At 66.3% G+C, this 18922-nt stretch carries 20 protein-coding genes; 11 read left to right on the top strand and 9 right to left on the bottom strand.

The features are described 5' to 3' along the window. Nucleotides 1–105 precede the first annotated feature (105 nt). Nucleotides 106–723, top strand: coding sequence for a TetR/AcrR family transcriptional regulator (locus tag OKW43_RS23630; protein WP_429450203.1), 618 nt, complete (start codon nt 106–108; stop codon nt 721–723). Between the two features lie 86 nt (nt 724–809). Here the strand turns inward: OKW43_RS23630 and OKW43_RS23625 are convergent, their stop codons facing one another. Continuing rightward, nucleotides 810–1022 carry a hypothetical protein gene (locus OKW43_RS23625; RefSeq protein WP_187636393.1) on the bottom strand — a complete coding sequence of 71 codons (213 nt, stop codon included), beginning with the start codon at nt 1020–1022 and terminating at the stop codon, nt 810–812. Between the two features lie 271 nt (nt 1023–1293). Between OKW43_RS23625 and OKW43_RS23620 the strand changes: the two genes are divergently transcribed. After that, complete coding sequence (locus tag OKW43_RS23620; RefSeq protein ID WP_429450201.1) at nt 1294–2361, top strand: LysR family transcriptional regulator; 1068 nt, start codon at nt 1294–1296, stop codon at nt 2359–2361. 45 nt (nt 2362–2406) lie between these two features. On the opposite strand, the gene OKW43_RS23615 is transcribed toward OKW43_RS23620, so the two are convergent. From OKW43_RS23615 to OKW43_RS23590, 6 genes are all read right to left on the bottom strand, one after another. After that, nucleotides 2407–2637: a DUF2795 domain-containing protein gene (locus tag OKW43_RS23615; RefSeq protein ID WP_429450199.1), complete on the bottom strand. Its 231-nt coding sequence runs from the start codon at nt 2635–2637 to the stop codon at nt 2407–2409. 148 nt (nt 2638–2785) lie between these two features. Continuing rightward, nucleotides 2786–3040 carry a hypothetical protein gene (locus OKW43_RS23610; protein WP_187636396.1) on the bottom strand — a complete coding sequence of 85 codons (255 nt, stop codon included), beginning with the start codon at nt 3038–3040 and terminating at the stop codon, nt 2786–2788. A gap of 218 nt (nt 3041–3258) precedes the next feature. Continuing rightward, nucleotides 3259–4596, bottom strand: coding sequence for a C45 family autoproteolytic acyltransferase/hydolase (locus OKW43_RS23605; protein WP_187636397.1), 1338 nt, complete (start codon nt 4594–4596; stop codon nt 3259–3261). A gap of 156 nt (nt 4597–4752) precedes the next feature. Then, nucleotides 4753–6486 (bottom strand): ClcB-like voltage-gated chloride channel protein, encoded by a 1734-nt coding sequence (locus tag OKW43_RS23600; RefSeq protein WP_187636398.1) that lies wholly within the window; start codon nt 6484–6486, stop codon nt 4753–4755. A gap of 112 nt (nt 6487–6598) precedes the next feature. After that, nucleotides 6599–7336: a glutathione S-transferase gene (locus tag OKW43_RS23595; RefSeq protein ID WP_429450196.1), complete on the bottom strand. Its 738-nt coding sequence runs from the start codon at nt 7334–7336 to the stop codon at nt 6599–6601. Between the two features lie 202 nt (nt 7337–7538). Continuing rightward, nucleotides 7539–8618 (bottom strand): YeiH family protein, encoded by a 1080-nt coding sequence (locus OKW43_RS23590; protein WP_429450194.1) that lies wholly within the window; start codon nt 8616–8618, stop codon nt 7539–7541. Between the two features lie 110 nt (nt 8619–8728). On the opposite strand from OKW43_RS23590, the gene OKW43_RS23585 reads away from it, so the two are divergent. The 8 genes from OKW43_RS23585 to OKW43_RS23550 all read left to right on the top strand — a co-directional run bounded on the left by OKW43_RS23585 (nt 8729) and on the right by OKW43_RS23550 (nt 16615). Further along, entirely contained in the window at nt 8729–9622 is an 894-nt protein-coding gene (locus tag OKW43_RS23585; RefSeq protein WP_187636401.1) for a LysR family transcriptional regulator, read from the top strand. Between the two features lie 183 nt (nt 9623–9805). Next, the gene (locus OKW43_RS23580; RefSeq protein ID WP_429450192.1) at nt 9806–10582 is read left to right on the top strand and encodes a sugar phosphate isomerase/epimerase family protein; all 777 of its coding nucleotides are present in this window, start codon (nt 9806–9808) and stop codon (nt 10580–10582) included. 56 nt (nt 10583–10638) lie between these two features. After that, nucleotides 10639–11622, top strand: a complete 984-nt coding sequence (locus OKW43_RS23575) for a sugar kinase (RefSeq protein ID WP_429450190.1) — start codon at nt 10639–10641, stop codon at nt 11620–11622. Between the two features lie 122 nt (nt 11623–11744). Continuing rightward, nucleotides 11745–13034, top strand: coding sequence for an MFS transporter (locus OKW43_RS23570; RefSeq protein ID WP_429450188.1), 1290 nt, complete (start codon nt 11745–11747; stop codon nt 13032–13034). Next, nucleotides 13034–13999, top strand: coding sequence for a 2-hydroxyacid dehydrogenase (locus OKW43_RS23565; RefSeq protein WP_429450186.1), 966 nt, complete (start codon nt 13034–13036; stop codon nt 13997–13999). Before OKW43_RS23570 ends, OKW43_RS23565 begins: the two co-directional genes overlap by 1 nt. Nucleotides 14000–14064: 65 nt before the next feature. Further along, nucleotides 14065–15153, top strand: a complete 1089-nt coding sequence (locus OKW43_RS23560) for a LacI family DNA-binding transcriptional regulator (protein ID WP_429450184.1) — start codon at nt 14065–14067, stop codon at nt 15151–15153. 84 nt (nt 15154–15237) lie between these two features. Next, nucleotides 15238–16137 carry a YhfC family intramembrane metalloprotease gene (locus OKW43_RS23555; RefSeq protein ID WP_429450182.1) on the top strand — a complete coding sequence of 300 codons (900 nt, stop codon included), beginning with the start codon at nt 15238–15240 and terminating at the stop codon, nt 16135–16137. A gap of 112 nt (nt 16138–16249) precedes the next feature. After that, the gene (locus tag OKW43_RS23550) at nt 16250–16615 is read left to right on the top strand and encodes a DUF3022 domain-containing protein (protein WP_187636408.1); all 366 of its coding nucleotides are present in this window, start codon (nt 16250–16252) and stop codon (nt 16613–16615) included. Nucleotides 16616–16656: 41 nt separating this feature from the next. Here OKW43_RS23550 and OKW43_RS23545 read toward each other — a convergent pair whose 3' ends face one another. Both OKW43_RS23545 and OKW43_RS23540 read right to left on the bottom strand, forming a co-directional pair. Beyond that, nucleotides 16657–17094 (bottom strand): PGDYG domain-containing protein, encoded by a 438-nt coding sequence (locus OKW43_RS23545; protein ID WP_187636409.1) that lies wholly within the window; start codon nt 17092–17094, stop codon nt 16657–16659. 262 nt (nt 17095–17356) lie between these two features. Continuing rightward, nucleotides 17357–17878, bottom strand: a complete 522-nt coding sequence (locus OKW43_RS23540; RefSeq protein WP_429450180.1) for a Spy/CpxP family protein refolding chaperone — start codon at nt 17876–17878, stop codon at nt 17357–17359. 338 nt (nt 17879–18216) lie between these two features. Between OKW43_RS23540 and OKW43_RS23535 the strand changes: the two genes are divergently transcribed. Next, nucleotides 18217–18675 carry an Lrp/AsnC family transcriptional regulator gene (locus OKW43_RS23535; protein WP_008922942.1) on the top strand — a complete coding sequence of 153 codons (459 nt, stop codon included), beginning with the start codon at nt 18217–18219 and terminating at the stop codon, nt 18673–18675. Nucleotides 18676–18922: the final 247 nt, after the last annotated feature.

The raw sequence follows: 18922 nt of genomic DNA, 5'->3' as shown, positions 1-18922 counted from the left end.
ATTGGCATACAGGTGTGGCTTGGAATGACGAGATGCATTCTAATACACTCCTGTATTTGAATGTGAGGGTGAATTTGAATTCTCTTCGGTGCTAGACTTGCGCCCATGAAACGTCAAAGACTCACGAGAGAGCAGAGCAAGGACCAGACGCGCGAGCGTCTGCTCGATGCCGCGCAGGTCATTTTCATGAAGAAGGGCTTCGTCGCGGCGAGCGTCGAGGACATCGCGGCCGCGGCCGGCTACACGCGCGGCGCGTTCTATTCGAACTTCCGCAGCAAGAGCGAGCTGTTTCTGGAGCTGTTGCGGCGCGATCACGAAGCGATGCAGGCGGACCTGCATGCGATCTTCGAGAGCGCGGCGTCGCGCGAGGAGATGGAGGCGCGCGTGCTGCGCTACTACAGCTCGCTGCATCGCGAGAACAAGTGCTTTCTGCTGTGGGTCGAGGCGAAGCTGCTCGCGGTGCGTGACGGGCGCTTCCGGCTGCGCTTCAACGCATTCATGCACGAGAAGCTCGAGCAATTGGGCGCCTATGTGCGCGAGTTCTCGGAGCGCGTCGGCACGCCGATGTCGATGCCGCCCGAGCAGCTCGCGATCGGCCTGATTGGCCTGTGCGACGGCGTGCAGTTCTTCTACACGATCGATCCGCAGAACGTGCCGGCGGAGATGGCCGAAATGGTGCTGGCGGGTTTTTTCTCGCGCGTGGTGTTCGGGCGCGATGCGTGAGGTCAGGCGTTAAGCCTTGGGCGCGCAGATGCGCGAACGCGCGAGCCGGGCGGATCGCGCGTCAGATCCGGCGACAACCGGAACAATCAGTCGATCGGCAATTTCGCACAAGCGTCGGCGGCGGGCGCCGCGCACGCGAACGCGTATTGGCCGCTGGCGCTGAGGATCTTTTCCCCGGCGTGCAGGGCTACCTTGATATCGGGGCAGCGCTCGTAACCGATATACGCCGAACTCGCGGCGGCCGACCAGCAAACCAGCGAAAACGCGATTTTTTCGAGCAGATGAAAACGATGTGGCATGGCGGATGGTGCGGTGATTTCCTTTGGCCGCCATTTTACCTGCTGACTAGGGTTTATACCTAGCTAGAACCGACAGTAGACGCCGCAATAGTGGCGCGATTAGCACACTGCATCGAATCTGACCGGAATGTCATGTCTGGGTCAGGGTTGGGACATGTCCGATCGCTAGAATCGGTTGGGTCGGGCAAACCCGCGCTCGTCCATGCGGCGCGGGTCGACACCGGCGGCAACAGTTGCGCCGGCCCGGCTTTACCGACGCAGGAGTCGTCCCATGAATCAACTGCAGTCGATGCGCGTGTTCGTCAAGGTCGCGGACCTCGGCAGTTTCGTCGGCGCGGCGGGCGCGCTGGATCTGTCCACCGCGGTCGTCACGCGGCACGTCGCGGATCTCGAAGCGCGGCTCGGCACGCGACTGCTGAACCGCACGACGCGCCGTCTGTCGCTGACCGAATCCGGCGCGACCTATCTGGAGCGCGTGCGCCACATCCTCGTCGATCTCGAAGGCGTCGAGCAGATGGTGGTGGCGCGCAATCATGAGCCTGTCGGCACGCTGCGTATCGTCGCGCCGGTCGTGTTCGGACTGCACAGTCTCGCGCCGGTCGTGCAGTCGTACGCGGCGCGCTATCCGGACGTGGTGCCCGACGTCACGCTCGCCGACCGTCACGTCGATCTGGTCGAAGAGGGCTTCGACGTCGGCATTCTGGTTGCGCGGCACATGCGCAGCGCGAGCATCGTGACCCGACGGCTGACGACCGGCTACATGACGGTCTGCGCGACGCCCGCCTATCTGGCGCAACACGGCACGCCGACGCGCCCCGAGGATCTGCTCAGGCATTCGTGCCTGAGCCGGCCGGCCGAGCAGGGCGGCGGCGAGGAGCGCGTGTTCAAGGGTCTGGATCGCGAAGTGCGGGTGCGGCCGACCAACGCGATCGCGGCGAACAATGCCGAGATGCTTCGGCAGTTCACGCTGCTGGGCATGGGCGTGGCGATTCTGCCGAGCTATCTGATCGGGCGGGATCTGACGGCGGGGCGGCTCGTGCGTCTGCTCGACGGGTACACTCTGCCGCCCATCGAAATCACGATTGCGTATCCGAGCCGGCTGCATCTGCCGGCGAAGGTGCGGACCTTCATCGACCATCTGGTCGAGCATTTCCAGCCGGAAAGCGCGTCGGCGCGGGATTCCCGTAGCGCAGCGCAGTTGCGGGCGACGGTGGAGGCGAGCGGGTCCGACGATCCGACTGCGCGCGAGATGACCGACCACGCGCTCGAAAGTGGCGACACGACGCGCCGTGTGACGCGGGCTCCGCGCACGCGGATGGCGGTGTCGTCGCAGTTCTGATGAGTGAAGTGAGGCGGGTGTGAATGCGGGTTTGGATCCCTGGGTTCAGATCCCCAGGCCCGGGCCATAATTGCCGCCGATCAAGCGCGTAACCGACTCGATGTCGACATAATCCTGCTCTGGCATGCCGTCGAGCATCGCCAGCACCTCGTTGCTCGCGCCGGCTTCGCGCGCGGCGTCGACGAGCGCATCCTTGTTGGTCGGGAATTCGACTTCAGCGAGAAGATCGGCAATCTGCAGATCGATCGATTCGCCGGGGATGTCCGAGGCCGTCATGCGCATGCTCCTGTCGTGCTGGTGTTGGTGTTGGTCGTCAGGGTGCAATTGCCGCCGCGCAAAGCCAGCGCCTCGCCGCGACGAGCTTCTCGCGGTCTCTCGCAGTTCCGCGCGCATCGCCACCCATCGCCCGCCGTTGCGGCCGCCCTCAGGTGGTCAGATGCTCGTTCTGCCCGGTCAGGCTGCGTTCCAGATGTCGGGACTTCGGCAACGCAATATGCTCCCATTGCTGTGGACGACTCGCGTCGGTGCTCGTGACGTCCGGAGCCGGCGGCGCGACCGGCGCGGCGTTCGCGCGTTGGGCAAGCGTGATGGAATCCGTGCTGTCCGACGCGGTATGGACCGGCGCGGCAAAGCACGAGGCTGACAGCGTCACCATGATTAACAGTGTCGAGGTTTTCATCGCCCGACCTCCTAAAGCTCATGCGGCGCTGACAATCGAGCAAACCCTGTGCCGTCCCGCGTCGATAGGACAGTGCAAGCCAGGGACGGCGTGGTGCTGCGCGGCCCAAGCCCCTTACCATCTTAGATGGCAAATACTGCAACGCGCGCATATTTGCGACACCACCGTCTTGCAGATTCCATGATCGCCCGAACGGGCTCGCGCGTCCAGGCCCTGCGCTAGCGCAGCACGTCGAAGCGCGTCCACGGCCACGACGGCCGGTCGCGCATGTAGCCGTTCAGCCAGTTCCACTGCGGATGCCGCTTCATGAACGACTGCGCGTCGAACGGCCGGCCGCACGGATGACCCCAGCGCGCGGTGAACGCCATCTCGCGCGCCATTTCGCTATCGACCACCTTGCCGTCGTTCGCGCCCCACGGATTGAACGGACCGTGATCGGTGCCGCCGAAGCGCGCGTCGTCGAGCTCCAGATGCCCGCAGATCGTGCGCGAGCAGGGATTGTCGTTGCGATCGAGATAGACGTCGTGATGATCGGCGATCATCTGCTTCGCGAGTTCGACGTCGATGCTGCCGCGATGCATGTCCTCGAGCTGCATGAAGCGCAGACGCCGCGCGCCGTTCTTGCGCACGTCGGTATAGTCCTCGCCTTCGCCGATGCATTCCTGATTGCGGATCTTCAGATCCGTCGCGGTGTTGTAGCCGCTGTAGAAACCGTCTTTCGTGCTCTCGAAGCCTGAATAGTGCAGCCCGAGTTCGTAGCGCGCGATCTCGCCGGTCTTCGTGTCGCCGAGCAGCCAGCTGTTCGCGTAGCCGCCGTTGTTCGCGAGCGAGAACATGTCGCACCATTCCTTGATGCTGTCCGCATATTGCGACGCGCGCCTCGAGCGATAGAATTCCGGCGCGCCCGCCGCGTTGTAGCCCGCGAAGTTCGAGATCGTCGTTTCGGTGACCATCAGGCCGGCCGCCGTGACCCAGAAGTCGGTCAGGCTCGAAATGCAGCCCGGCAAGCCCTGCATCAGGATGCGGTTGCCGCGATCGGGCACGATGTCGAATACGACGTTGAACGCGTCGCCGGCGGCGTAGCGGTCCCACGAGTTGTGCGCCATCACGATGCGGCCGTCGCGCGTCGCGTTGCCGGTCGCGATGAACGCACTGCAGTGGTGACCGCGCCGGCCGCGCCACAGTTTCGCGCCCAACTGCGGCCGCTGCTGCGCCGCGTGTGTCGGCCACCAGCTTTGCAGCAGATCCATGTAGCCGTTCCACGCGAGCACTTCGGCGAACGGCAGCTTCGCGCCGTCGGCGATCCCCTGGATTTCGTCGGCGAATTCGGTGTCGAGCTTGCTCGCGAACTGGCTCGTTGCGGCGTTGAGGAAGGTGTCGAACTCCTCGCCGGTGTCCCATTTGGCAAGATAGCGCGCGGTGCGGATCGCGTTTCTGATTTCGTCGGCGAGCAACTGGCCGTGCTGTTCGCCGCGATCGTACGGCTCGCCTTCGATATGCACGAAAATCCAGCCGGCTTGATCGCGGCGTACGGCCTCGGGGGACGGTTCGCTCATCTTCGCTCCGACGATACGGCGGGCGCTGTCGCTGCACCCATGCTGGGCTCACGCGTGCCGGCCGCAACAGGGGCCGGCGGTCTGTTCATTGTAGAGAATCTGCGGCGCTTTGCATCGCGCCGCGAAGCGGGTAGCCGCGGAGCTTTGGCGAAGGCGCTAGGGCGATGGATTCATGCGGAAGTACGCATCCAGCAGCGAGGTCTTGTAGACGACGCCGGCGAGCTTCGGATGCGCGGTGCTTTCGATCACGGGCAACCGCTCGCCCTGAAACGCCAGGAAGTGCTGCAACGCGACGGCGAGCGACATGTCCGGCGTCAGCACGTCGAAATGCGGCTGCAGATAATCGGCGGCGGTCTTCATCGACGTGTCGCGGCCCTCGAGCAGATCGGACGTGATGTCCTTCAGCGCGACCACGCCGAGAAACGCGCCGGAGTCGTTCGCGACGTACAGATACTTGACCGGATATTCGAGGAACACGCGGGTCATGTCGTGCACGGTCGCGTTCGGCGGCACGACGGTTTGCGCGGGGCGGATCAGCTCGCGCATCTGCGTCGCGCGCAATCGCGAGCGCTCCTGCTCCTCGCGATTGCGGCGCAGCGTGATCTCGTACATCGAGGTCTTGCCGATCGCGCGCGCGATGAAATACGCGACCACGCACGACAGCATCAGCGGCAGCACGACCTGATAGCTCAACGTCATCTCGAAGATCATCAGGATCGCCATCAGCGGCGCCTGGGTCGCGCCCGCGAGAAACGCGCCCATGCCGACCATCGCATACGCGTAAGCGGCCGACGTCGCATGCGGCCACAACGCGTGCATGGCCTGGCCGAACAGCGAGCCGACCGCCGCGCCGACGAACAGCGTCGGCGTGAACACGCCGCCCACCGCGCCGGAGCCGGCCGTCGCCGCGGTCGCCGCGAGCTTGCAGACGAGCACGAGCAGCAGCGCGGACCACGTCCACGGCGAATGCAGGATCGAGTTCACGACGCTGTAGCCGTTGCCCCACACCTCGGGCTCCCCGACCGAAATGATGCCGACCACGAGACCGCCGAGCGCGAGCCGCAGAGGCAGCGCCACCGGCAGCTTGCGAAAGGCCGCCTTCGACGCATCGAGCAGCCGCAGGAACTGCGGCGCGGCCGCGCCGCACAGCGCGCCGAGCGCGACGAACAGCAGCACCTCGGCGCCGGTCACGGTCGGAAACTCCGGCATCTCGTAGGGCGGCTTGTAGCCGGCGAACTCGCGCATCGTGATGTTCGCGACGACCGCCGCGACCAGCACCGGCCCGAAGCTTTCCATCGCGATCGAGCCGAGCACGATCTCGGTGACGAAAAACGCGCCCGCGATCGGCGCGCTGTACGCGGAGGTGATACCGGCGGCCGCGCCGCACGCGACGAGCAGGCGCAGTCGTGGCGGATCGAAGTGGACCCAGCGGCCGACCAGCGACGCGGCGAGCGCCGCGAGCTGCACCATCGGACCTTCGCGGCCGATCGAACCGCCGCTCGCGATCGTAAACAGCGACGACACGCTGCGCCACAGGCTGAGGCGCACCGGCACGACGCCATCGCCGATCGCGACGGCTTCCATGTAGTCGGTGTGCGTGCTGGTGTCGGCGTGACGTCGCGCGATCAGCAGAAAAATGCCGGCGACCAGACCGCCCGCCGCCGGCACCCAGATGCGCGTGGTCCACGGCAGGCTGCGCGCCAGTTCGACGAAGCTGCCGGATTGGCCGGTCATCGCCAGTTGCAGCAGTTGGATGCAGTTGCGAAACGCGATGGTCGCGAATGCGCCGGCTATGCCGACCACAACCGACCAGACCAGCATCGTGTGGGCTTCGGAGAGGCGGAAAAGACGTTGGGCGCGGGTGCGCAGCTTCAGCAGGAAGGAAAGCACGTCGACGGTACGGGGCGTGAGCGAAGGTTGAAAAAAGCGCGGCACAACAGCAGCGCGCCCGCCTCGAATGGCGGGCGCGCGGCGGCGAGCGGGCGGGGGCGGGCGGCGCGGATCAAGTCGCCGCCCGGTCGAGTTCAGGATAGTGCCGGAAGATGCAACTTTCGTTATGGCCGATGCGCCGGTCCGAGTCCAGATACGCGGCGATGTTCGGTCTTGCGATCACCATGTCGTGCAGCGCGGCGAGCCGCGGATAGTGCTCGCCGAAGCGCTTCAGCGCGCGCGGAAACGCGTACAGCAGACCGTCGATCAGCTGGAACATCGACAGATCGACGTAACTCAGCGTGTCGCCGACCATGAAGTTGCCGCCGGCCGGATTCTGCGCGAGCACGCGCTCGAAGTACGACATGAACTTCGGAATCCGATGGTCGATGAAATCGTGCGCGCGCGCCTTCGCCGCGTCTTTCTGCTCCTCGTAGTAGAGGCCGCTCGCGAGCGGATGGTGGGTGTCGTGCGCTTCGGTGACGACGTCGGCGATCGTCAGCTGCAGGCCGTTCGCGACATAGCGCAGACTGTCCACCGTCGGCGCGAGATTGAGCCGCGGGCCGAGATAGAACAGGATGTTGGCGGTCTGCGAGATCACCAGATCGCCGTCTTTCAGAAACGGCGGCGCGAACGGCGGATACGGTTCGTCGGGGCTTTGCATCACCGCCATCATCGCTTCGGTGCCTTGGCCCTTCGAGCGTTTGCCGCGCGCGACTTCGACGTAGTCGACGCCGGCTTCCTCCAGCGCGAGCCGCACGAATTCGCCACGCCCTTGCAGGCCATCCCAGTAGTACAGTTCCAGGCTCATCGATCGATCCTCATTCCGGTGGTCCGGACGCGTCGCGCGAAGGCGGTGTCAGCGCTGCCATCGGACGTCGCGCACGGGCGGGTTGCGGGAGCAAAATTCGCAGCAACGAGTATGCCGTGTGATCGGCCCGGATGGTGCGCCAGAAAGCGCAAAACCCCGCGCGCGGCGGGGTGTCGGGAAAGGCGGGGAAGCCGGCGACGGCTCAGTGGAACAGGTGCTGGACGGTCCATGTGATGCCCAGTCCGCCGGCGATCAGCCACACATACAGAATCAGGCCAGTGCTCAGCGCGCGCGGACCCGCTTCGCGAATCTGCGAGACCCGCGTTTCGATGCCGAGCGCGGTCATTGCCATCGTCAGCGCGAAGGTGTCGACGAGGTTCAGCGTCGAGGTGGCGCTTTCCGGCAGTACGTGCAGCGAGTTGATCACGACGCAGGCGAGAAAGCCGAGTGCGAACCAGGGAATCGCAAGCTTGCGCGGGGCGGCGCCGTCCGTGCTGGCATCCTTCGCGCCACGAGCAGCGCGGTTGACCCACAGGCCGACCACCAGCAGTACCGGCACGAGGAGCATCACGCGGGTCATCTTGACGATCGTCGCGATGTGCGTCGCTTCCGGGCTCACGTTGCTCGCCGCGCCGACCACCTGCGCAACCTCGTGGATCGTGCCGCCGAAGAACAGGCCGGCGCCGAGCGTATCGAGGTGCAGCCAGCCGGCCTTGAACAGCACCGGGTACAGGAACATCGACAGCGTGCCGAACAGCACGACGCTGCCAACCGCCATCGCGCTCTTGTGCGGCTTCGATTGCAGCGTCGATTCGAACGCGAGCACCGCCGCGGCGCCGCAGATCGCGCTGCCGGCCGCCGTCAGCAGCGCGGTGTCGCGATCGAGCTTCATGATTTTCATGCCGGCCCAGGTGCCGATCACGAGCGTGCTGACGACGATCAGCACCGACTCCGCGAGACCCGGCAGGCCGACCTGCGCGATTTCCTGCAGGCTCACGCGCAGGCCGAAAAACGCGACCGCGATACGCAGCAGCTTGCGCGCCGAGAAGTTGACGCCGGCCGCCCAACTGGCCGGCATGCCGTCGCGCAGTGCGTTGCCGTAGATCGCACCTGCGACGATGCCGACGATCAGTGGACTCAGGCCGAGACCGGCAACCGCCGGAATCGCCGCGATGCGCGTGACGGCGGCCGCGAACAGCGCGACGAACAGCACGCCGTTGAGCTGGCCGCGGGTGGACAGCGCGGCGGAGGCGGTGGGGAGCGGAACGGTGGGCGTGGACATGATCGGATGCCTGATGGGGGAGCAACGGGGCTAATCCTAAATTAGATATATCGATATGAAAAATCATCATTTAGAATGTCAAGTATCGGTTCAACTGATATTTAATCGAGATGACCCCGGATCAACTTATAACGTTCGCCGCCGTCGCTGAACATCGCAATATCAGCCGGGCGGCGGTGGCGCTGCATCTGTCGCAGCCGGCGGTGTCCGGCCAGCTCAGGCAGCTGCAGGACGAGTTCGGCGAGCCGCTGTATCAGCGCGATGGCCGCGGCGTGCGCCTGACCCCGGCCGGCGAGCAGCTCGCCAGCTATGCGGCGCGGCTGCGCGACACCTGGCGGCAGGCCCATGCCTATCGTGACGCGCTGCGCGGTCTCGAACAGGGCACCTTGCGGATCGGCGCGAGCACGACGCCGGCCAGCTACCTGCTGCCGTACCTGATCGCCGAATTCCATCGCCGCTACCCGGACGTGACCGTGCATACCGCCAACGGCAACACGGCCGAGATCGTCGGCGCGCTCGGCTCGGTCGATATCGCGATGATCGAGGGGCCGCCCGGCGCCGATCTGCCGCCGGACACGGTCGTGCATGCGTGGCGCGAAGACGAGATCGTCGCGATCATGCCGCGCTCGCATCCGCTCGCGCAGGCGGACAGCGGCGGGCGCATCGAGCTGGCCGCGTTCGGCGCATACCCGCTGGTGCTGCGCGAGGAAGGCTCGGGCGTGCGACAGACGGTCGAGCGCGAGTTCGCGCGCGCGGGCGTGCCGATGCGTGTCGCACTCGAAATCGCCGGGGTCGAAGGGGTGAAGGAGGCAGTCCGGGCCGGCATGGGCGTCGGATTCGTGTCGGCGATGTCGATGCGGCACGAGAACGGTGCGCTGCGGCTGATGTCGCTGAGCCCGCAGCCGCTGACGCGGCGGCTGTCGATTCTGGTGCCGCACGCGAGCGCACCGTCTCGGCTGGTCGAGCGGTTTCTGGCGATGTGCGTCGCGGATCAGCGCGGCTGAATGGCGCGCGGTCGTGCCAAACGAGTTCCGGGTCACGCTCGCCGCATGCCTACCGCGCCTGGGGATTTCCTCTATGGTGCGCGGTGGCTGTCCCGCGCACTATTCGCACGTCACAGCGCCTCGGCGCTTTTTTTCAAAATGCTTTTGGAACCGGTTCCAAACATGAGATCGAGCGCATTCGGCATGACTGAAGCAGTAGAGATCGTGATCGTCGCCAGCGCGTTCGGCATGAATGCGGTGCGCGCCGACGGTCATCTGAAATGGGCACGGGCGGCAAAGCGGGCCGGCGCGGCCGGGTTCGAAGTGCGCCGCGAACTGTTCGCGAGTGCCGCGGACGCGCACCCGCAACGGCTGCGCGCGCTCGGCGCGGCGTTGGCCGATCTAGGCCTGTGGTCGGTGTTTTCGACGCCGGCATCGTTGTACGCGGCGCACGGCCAGCTCGATACCGACGCACTGCGGGTCGAGCTCGACCAGGCGGCCACGCTCGGCGCGCGCTTCGTCAAGCTGCAACTCGGTGGCTTCGCGGGCGACGCTGACGGCGCGGCCATCGCCGCGCACGTCGCGAGCGGCGCGCATCCACGAGTCGTCGTCGAAAACGGGCAACTGGCGCAGGGCGGCTCGCCCGCGCAGTTCGTCGGGCTGTTCGACGCGCTCGCGCGCGAAGGCCACGCGGGCGTGCTCGGCATGACTTTCGATACCGGCAACTGGGCGTGGCTCGACGTCGCGCCGCTGCAGATTGCCCCGCAGCTCGCGCCCCATGTCGAGTACATCCATTGCAAGACCACGGCGGGAGAGGGCGCGCGGCGCTTCGCGACCGCACCGGCCGACGATGACGCGCCATTCCGCGCGGTCCTCGACCGTCTGCCGCGCGATGTGCCGCGCGGCATCGAGTTTCCGTTCGACGCGAGCCGGATCGACGCGGATGCCGCGCGTTATGTGAACTGGCTCGCCCGCGTGTAGACGCGCAACGCGGCAACACGAATCACCCGCATCACCAGCACCGCCAGGAGCCCAGCATGATCCACCCGTATCCCGTCCTCGATGTGATCACCTACGGCGAGGCGATGGCGATGTTCGTCGCCGCCGAAACCGGCCCACTCGCGGGCGTCGGGCACTTCACGAAGCGCATTGCCGGCGCGGACCTGAACGTCGCTATCGGCTTGTCCCGACTGGGCTTCAGGGTGGGCTGGATGAGCCGCGTCGGTGACGATTCGTTCGGCCGGTACGTGCGCGACACGCTGACGAAAGAGGGCATCGACCAGCGCTGCGTGAGCACCGACGCGCGCTACCCGACCGGCTTCCAGCTGAAGTCGAAGAACGACGACGGCAGCGACCCGGCGGTCGAATATTTTCGCAAGGGCTCGGCGGCGAGCCATCTGTCGCTCGACGACTACGTCGCCGATTACGTGCTGAGCGCGCGTCATCTGCATCTGACCGGCGTCGCGCCGGCGATCTCGGCCAGTTCGCGCGAACTCGCGTTCCACCTGGCGCGCGAAATGCGGGGGTCAGGCAGGACGATCTCGTTCGACCCGAACCTGCGTCCGACGCTGTGGCCGTCGCGCGCGGCGATGGTCGAAGGCTTGAACGCGCTCGCCGCGCTCGCCGACTGGGTGCTGCCAGGCATCGCCGAGGGCGAGCTTCTGACCGGCTACACGCAGCCGGAGGACATCGCGAAGTTCTACCTCGAGCGCGGCGCGCGCGGCGTGATCGTCAAGCTCGGCGCGCAGGGCGCGTATTACCGCACCGCGACCGATGCCGCGACGATCGCCGGCCGGCCGGTCGCGAACGTCGTCGATACGGTCGGCGCGGGCGATGGTTTCGCGGTCGGCGTGATCAGCGCGCTGCTCGAAGGCCGCACGCTCGCGCAGGCGGTCGCGCGTGGCAACCGCATCGGCGCGCTCGCGATCCAGGTAATCGGCGATTCCGAAGGTTTGCCGAGCCGCGCCGAACTCGACGCGCTCGAACTCGCCGAGGTGCCGGGCGTCGCAAGCGCGGCCTGACGCGTATCGGAGCGCATCGACGACGAGCATAAACACCCAGCATCGACGACAACGAGAGCGCCGTCAGCGCGCCCAGATTTTTTCATCATTGATTCGGGACGACGCCGTCCAAGGAGACTTCCATGACCTCATCGCTTGCGATTCGCCGCTGGTGGACGATCATGCCGATCGTGTTCATCACCTACAGCCTCGCGTATCTGGATCGCGCGAATTTCGGCTTCGCGTCGGCGGCCGGCATCAACCAGGATCTCGGCATCAGCAAGGGGCTCGCGTCGCTGATCGGCGCGCTGTTCTTCCTCGGCTATTTCTTCTTCCAGATTCCGGGCGCGATCTACGCCGAGCGCCGCAGCGTGAAGAAGCTCGTGTTCTGGAGCCTCGTTCTGTGGGGCGGCTGTGCCGCGCTGACCGGCATGGTCAGCAACATTCCGTCGCTGATGGCGATCCGCTTCCTGCTCGGCGTCGTCGAAGCCGCGGTGATGCCGGCGATGCTGATCTTCATCAGCAACTGGTTCACGAAGAGCGAGCGTTCGCGCGCGAACACCTTCCTGATTCTCGGCAACCCGGTCACGGTGCTGTGGATGTCGGTCGTGTCGGGCTATCTCGTGCATTCGTTCGGCTGGCGGCAGATGTTCATCGCCGAGGGCGCGCCCGCGATCATCTGGGCGATCTGCTGGTGGTTCCTCGTGAAGGACAAGCCCGAGCAGGTGTCGTGGCTGTCGCAGCAGGAAAAGGACGCGCTCGCGCAGACGCTGCGCGCCGAGCAGGCGGCGATCAAGCCGGTGCGCAATTACAGCGAGGCGTTTCGCACGCCCGCGGTGATCAAGCTGTGCGCGCAGTATTTCTGCTGGAGCATCGGCGTGTACGGTTTCGTGCTGTGGCTGCCGTCGATCCTGAAGAACGGCTCGTCGTTCGGCATGGTGGAAACCGGCTGGCTGTCGGCGCTGCCGTATCTGGCCGCGACGATCGCGATGCTTGCAGCTTCGTGGGCATCGGATAAACTCAACCGCCGCAAGGCGTTCGTGTGGCCGTTCCTGCTGATCGGTGCGATTGCGTTCGCGGCGTCGTACGGGCTCGGCTCCGCGCATTTCTGGGTATCGTATGCGCTGCTCGTGATCGCGGGCGCCGCGATGTACGCGCCGTATGGACCGTTCTTCGCGATCGTACCGGAGCTGCTGCCGAAGAACGTCGCGGGCGGCGCGATGGCGCTGATCAACAGCATGGGCGCGCTCGGTTCGTTCGTCGGCTCGTACGTGGTCGGCTATCTGAACGGCGCGACCGGATCGCCCGCGGCATCGTACGCATTCATGAGCGTGACGCTCGTCGCCGCGGTGATCCTGACGCTTGCCGTCAAGCCGGCCAGCGTCGAAAAACGCGGCCCCGCTCGTGCCACCGTCGCAAGGAAAATTAGCTGATGAAGAAGATCGTCGCCTGGAAGTCGCTGCCCGAGGATGTGCTCGCCTATCTGCAACAGCATGCGCAGGTCGTGCAGGTCGATCCGTCGCAGCATGATGCGTTCGTCGCCGCGCTGCGCGATGCCGAAGGCGGCATCGGCGCGAGCGCGCAGATCACGCCGGCGATGCTCGAAGGCGCGAACCGGCTGAAGGCGCTGTCGACGATCTCGGTCGGCTACGACCAGTTCGACGTCGACGACCTCACGCGTCGCGGCATCGTGCTCGCGCACACGCCGGACGTGCTGACCGAATCGACCGCCGATACCGTGTTCTCGCTGATCCTCGCGTGCGCGCGGCGCGTCGTCGAGCTGGCCGATTGGGTCAGGGCGGGGCAGTGGCGCACCAGCATCGGGCCCGCGCAGTTCGGCCTCGACGTGCAGGGCAAGACGATCGGCATCGTCGGCCTGGGGCGGATCGGCGGCGCGGTCGCGCGACGCGCGGCGCTCGGCTTCAACATGAAGGTGTTGTATACGAACCGCAGCGCGAACCACCAAGCGGAGCAGGCGTATGGCGCGCGGCGCGTCGAGCTGGCCGAATTGCTCGCGCAGTCCGACTTCGTCTGTCTGCAGGTGCCGCTCACGCGAGAGACGCGGCATCTGATCGGCGCGGCCGAATTGCGCGCGATGAAGAAGAGCGCGATCCTGATCAACGCGTCGCGCGGCGCGACCGTCGACGAACCGGCGCTGATCGAGGCGCTGCGCAACGGCACGATTCACGGCGCGGGCCTCGACGTGTTCGACACCGAACCGTTGCCGGCGGACTCGCCGTTGCTTTCCATGCCGAACGTGGTCGCGCTGCCGCATATCGGCTCGGCGACGCACGAAACCCGTCATGCGATGGCGCTCAACGCGGCGCAGAACCTGGTCGCCGCGCTCGATGGCACGTTGACGACGAACATCGTCAATCGTGACGTACTGGCCAGATGAATCGCGGGGCGGCGCGTCAGCGTCCGCCCGCGGTCCGACACGAGCGATCAGCGAATGAGCACGAAATGAGCACGACCCCGCCCAGCCCGCCACCCGGAAGTCCGCGCGCGGCGACGCGCCGCGCGACCATCACCGATGTCGCGCGCGAAGCCGGCACCGGCAAGACCAGCATCTCGCGGTATCTCAACGGTGAGATCAGCGCGCTGTCGCCCGAGCTGCGAGCGCGCATCGAAGCCGCGATCGCGCGGCTCGACTATCAGCCGAACCAGATGGCGCGCGGCCTGAAGCGCGGCCGCAACCGGCTGATCGGCATGCTGGTCGCCGACCTGACCAATCCGTACTCCGTCGAAGTGCTGCAAGGCGTCGAGGCCGCGTGTCACGCGCTCGGTCTGATGCCGCTGATCTGCCACGCGGCGAACGAGGTCGAGATGGAGCGGCGTTATCTGCAACTGCTGACCACGTATCGCGTGGAAGGCGTGATCGTCAACGCGCTCGGCGTGCGTGAAGAGACGTTGCGGCCGGTCGGCGACGGCGGGATTCCGGCGGTGCTGGTCGATCGGCGCGTCGAGGGGCTGGTCGCCGACATGGTCGGTCTCGACAATGGCGCGGCCGCCGGGCTCGGCACGCGGCATTTGCTCGAACGGGGCTTCGAGCATATCTGGTTCATCGTGCAGCCATTCGAGCAGGTCAGCTCGCGGCAACTGCGCGTCGCAGCGTTCGATCGCGCGATGCGCGACGATGGCCGCGCACGCGGTCACACGCTGGTGCTCGATCTCGCCGATGCGGCCGCGCTCGAGCGCGGCCTCGCGGCGCTGGATCGTGCGATCGACTCGCTGGTCGGCGACGCTGCCCAGCCCGCCGGCGCCACCGCACGCGTCGCGCTGTTCGCGGCCAACGCACCGGTCGCGTTGTGTGTCGCGCTGCATCTGAACGCGCGTTTCGGCGCGCACTGGCAGAGCCGCGTCGCGCTGCTTTCTATCGACGATCCGGATTGGGCCGAGCTCGCCGGCATCACGACGATCCGTCAGCCGACCTACGACATCGGCTATCGCGCGGTCGAATTCCTGCACGAGCGCATCGAAGGCGCGCAGATGGGCGCGCGCGATTGCCTGCTGCCCGGTGAGCTGATCGTGCGCGCGTCGACCGCGCGCTGAGTTCCGATCAATCTGCGATCATTCGGGGCTGCGGCGCGCAGCGGTTGCGCGCCGGGGATTGCAACGAACCCCGCAAGGATACACATGGTCGTGCCACCGCTTACCCTCGCGAGCCTCGCGCTCGCCACGCTCGTCATCGCCGCTTTACCGTTTCTGATTTACCGGCAGTTGCGCCGGCCGCTCGGGCTCAGACCGCGCGACGCGATCGCCGGCGTCGCGGTGTTCGCGCTGTTCGCGATGGTGATCGAGCGTGCGCTGAACGACTATCTGCTGCGCGGCAACGACGCGACCGCGGCGTTCCTTGCGCAGCCGATTGCGTTCGTCGTCTACGGTGCGCTGGCCGCGGGCGTTTGCGAGGAAGTGGGGCGGTTCTTCGGCATGCGGCTGCTCGTGAAGCGCGCGGCGGCGCGGCCGGTCGCGCGCCGAATGGCGAACCTCGACGCGAACGTCGGCGTCGAAGCAAGCGCGGGCACCAGCACCCCCGCCAGCACGACTGCCGACCCGCGGACCGCCGCATTGCGCGCTGACGATGGCGTCGCGCTCAGCTACGGCCTCGGCCACGGCGGAGCGGAAGCGTGGATGGTTGGCGTGCTCGTGCAGTGCCAGTGGCTCGTGTTCGCGGTCCTCGAAAACCGCGGCCGGCTCGGCGACTATCTCGGCAATCTGCCGGCCGAAGCGGTGATGCGCGTGCATCTGATTCTCGCGAGCCTGTCGCCGCAACTGGCCGGGATTTTCGCGCTTGAACGCATCGCGGCGCTGGTGTTTCAGATCGGTCTGTCGGTGCTGATGTGGCGTGGCGTGCGGGCCGGCTCGCGCGTCATCCTGCCGCTCGCAATCGTGGTGCACGCGCTGATCGACGTGCCCGCGGCGATGTCGCAGGCGCGGCTGCTGCCGCTCGCGGCGGTCGATACGATCTATGCGGTGGCGGCGCTGTTCGTCGCGGGTTTGCTGATACGGAGTTACCGGCGGCCGGTCGTGGTGTGAGCGAATGAAGCGAATCGGCGCCCGGGTGGCCGGCGCCACGCGCCTCGCTATCCCCTCGGCGTTTCTCTAAAATGCGCCTACGTTTCAGTATCCTCTTTTCCCGGCAGCCTTCATGGAAGCTTACCAATACGACTGCGCGCATCCCGAGTTCGACGAGCTCGCGCGCGTCATCAGCGATCTGTTTCCCGAGCAGACGCAGTTCATCGAGCGTGCGGCCGACGACGGCGCGCCCACGCTGACGATCCACTGGGTAGCGATGCGCTTCGGTTCGACCGCGCGCCGTATCGTGATGACGGTCGCGATCGCGCCGGCGGCGCTCGCGCGTTATCGCGCGATGCCGGCGCGGCTGCGCGGCCGCAGCTTCGCGGTATTGCGCGCGTACGTCGAAGCGAGCCTCGGCTCCCTCGAAGAAATGTACGCGAACCGAGAGGCGGTTCCGCGCGAAGTCACGGTGGATCTCGGCGACGAGTTCGCGTGAAGCGCGGATGAAGCGCGGATGAAAGCGCGGATGAACTTGTCTCAGTCCGCGAGCCGATAGACCTTCGCGAAACGCGCGGCCTGCACGACACCGTAGTCGCCGGGCGCATATTGCATGACCCAGTCGCCGGCCGCGCCGTGCAGCACGTCGCCGCCGCTGGCCGAGCGCGCGAGCGAGAAGGCCTCGTCCATCCGACGGGCAAGCACGACCGCCGGGCGGTTGCGATAGGCGCCGGCCTGGCCGTGCGCGAGCGCGGTATCGGCGGGCAGGTACTTCGCGTCGAAGCGCTCGCGCGACACGACCCAGCGGTCGCCGGTCGAGCCGGTGATCAGCGCGTCGCCGCGCACATAGCGGTTCGGGCCTTCGAGGCTCATCAACTGGCCTTCGGCGGCGGCGAATTCGACGCTGACCGTTTCGTCCTTGACGACGCGTTGGGCGTGCGGATCGTCACGCAGATCGAGATTTCTGAGTTCGGTCATGAAGCGGGCGGGAGATTAGGAGTAGGTGTTGCGGTGAGATTTGCCGCTTTGCGGCGGTCGTGTGTCGGTCGCTGGGACGGATGGCCGGCCCGGACGTCGCGCACCGAATCATGCCAGATGCATGGGCCGGGCGGGGCATTCTGAAAGGCGGAGGGGAGGTGAGCAAGCCGCTTTTCGGGCGCAACGGGAATGGCTCAAGTCAAATGCGTCCGAACGGATCCGCGCCCGCAACGCGGCAACCCCCGCCGCGGGCGCCCTTTGATTACGGCTTCACGGTCGCGTCGCTCGCGGCTTCGGCCGCGGGCTTGCCGCTCGTGCCCTTGCCGTGATGGCCGTGATGGCGGCCACCTTCGGGGCCGCCCCGGTGAAACGTCGCGTCCGCGAGCTTCTTTTGCTCCGGCGACAGGCTGCTATACAGCGGATCGAACGCATCGACGAGCTTCTTCATGCCGTCCGCATGCGCCTGCGCGATCGTTGCGTACTGTTTCATGTCGTCGAGCGCGCTCACGTTGGTGGCTGACTTGCGCTGCTCGAACAGCTGGCCCATCGTTTCGCCGTTGCTGCGCATGACGTCGGCGAACGCCTTCCATTGCGTTTCCTGCGCGGGCGTGATCTTCAGTTGCGAGTGCAGATAAGCGATGCGGTCTTCGACGTTGCGTTCGTGGCCGGCCTTGGCCGCGGAGGCCGATGCTGTGGTGTCCGGCGCCGCGGCCGGCGCGGCGGTTTGGGCGAACGCGCCGCCCATCGAAACGGCCGTAGCCAGCATAACCAGTGCTTTTTTCATCGAAACTCCTGATGTCTGTTCGTTATTGAGACACGGCGCGCGGCGAGCGTCTTACCCGCGCCAGCGGCGAATGCGGCGTCCGCCAAGCGGCTGCCGCAGTCGCCCGTCGCCGCTATTAGTAACACGTTAACCCTGGCATACGGTGTGTGTGCGACAAACGCTTACAACCGAAACGAACGCGAAACGGCTCGCGCCTGAGCGGCAGTCGCGCCGACACACTGCGCCGAGGCCGCCCCACAATCTGCCGTGCATCTGTGACCGGATAGCGTGACATGGTGCCGCCGCGTGCAGACGCGCGATAATCCGCGACATTCCACACCAACTTCCTCGCCCTTTCGATGAGACCTCCGCGCCTCGACCAGCTCGACGACCTCGACCGCAACCTCGTTGCACTGCTTCAAGCCAACGCGCGCGAGAGCGTCGCGAACCTTGCGCGGCAGCTCGGCGTCGCGCGCACGACCGTGATCGCGCGCATTGCGCGGCTCGAGCGCAGCAACGTGATCGCCGGCTACAGCGTGCGGCTTGGTCAGGACGTGCTCGATTCGAGCATCGTCGCGTACGTCGGCATCATCATCGCGCCGAAGCACGGGCCGGCCGTGCAGAAGCGCCTCGGCAAAATGCCCGAAGTGCAGCTGCTGTGCGCGGTGAGCGGCGAGTTCGACTACGTGGCATGGCTGCGCGCCGATTCACCGGAGCGGCTCAACGATCTGCTCGATCAGATCGGCGGCCTCGAAGGCGTCGAGCGGACCACGACGTCGATCATTCTCGCGCGCAAGATCGACCGCGGCACGGTTTGAGCCAGCGCGCGGCGTGACCTTTTCGCGAGCGCTTCGCGAATCCTTCGCGAGCCCGTTGTTAGCGCCTTTTTCTACGACATTTCGACGAATCGTTTTACGCGTTCGTCAGAACGTCGAACCTGATGGTCATACCGCAGCATTTTGCGCGTATGAACTGTTTTTGCTTCTTCCTACACTGTCATTCAAGGATTCGGTCCGCAGGCGCCGCGCGCAACGCGCGGCGCCCTTTCCAAGCTCGAAGACACAT

Origin of the sequence: Paraburkholderia sp. WC7.3g (genome assembly GCF_050436345.1) — a bacterium.
GTDB lineage: Bacteria > Pseudomonadota > Gammaproteobacteria > Burkholderiales > Burkholderiaceae > Paraburkholderia > Paraburkholderia podalyriae.
The sequence above is the reverse complement of the archived record's forward strand: the minus strand, read 5'-3'. Positions and strand labels throughout refer to the sequence as shown.